1 protein-coding gene is annotated in these 626 nt (G+C 39.1%); it reads left to right on the top strand.

Annotated features, from left to right (window positions below; all coding sequences use genetic code 11):
• Positions 1-125: 125 nt before the first annotated feature.
• On the top strand, positions 126-626 hold a 501-nt coding region (locus tag ACYVRH_RS14060), incomplete at its 3' end, for an LCP family protein (protein ID WP_461257505.1).

Below are 626 nucleotides of genomic sequence, written 5' to 3'. Positions count from 1 at the left end.
GAAGACACATTGGATAACATTCTTTTTGCAGTGCTTGAAAAATCCATCGCTAAAGTACAGGCAAAAGGAATGGAGGTATCCGAAGATACGCTAAGACTGTTAAAAACATTGAAGGAAAGGAAAAATTGAAATTAATAAAAGGCGACGCTTCTTTTTTATTGCTTGGGATGATATTTCTTTTACTCGCGTCAGGAATTGTCATTTCAGTAATTGTATTCCGCAGTAATCCTGTGGAAGACGCTTTTTCCACTAACCGCGTTATCAATGTGCTTTTTGTAATTGAAAACGATAAAATGCCCGTCAGCACTTATGTGCTGATGTATTATCCCGTAACAAAACGCGCCGCTATTTTTGACATACCGGAGGATCTTGGGCTTTTAATAGCGAAAATTAACCGCGTTGACAGGATTGACAGGGTGTATGATCCGCAGAAACTGGGAAGCTACCAAAGTGAAATTGAAAAACTTTTAGGAATAGAAATAACTTTTTCATTTGTCATCACAAAGGAAAATCTTGTTTCTATTGTGGACATGCTGGAAGGAGTGGAGATTTTTATTCCCGCGCCGGTGTCATACAGGGACGATAACGGAATTATTCTGTTTCCTTCCGGCATGACTGTTCTTGAC

Source organism: Treponema sp. R80B11-R83G3, from assembly GCF_054786115.1.
This window is presented reverse-complemented; position numbering and strand designations above follow the sequence as displayed.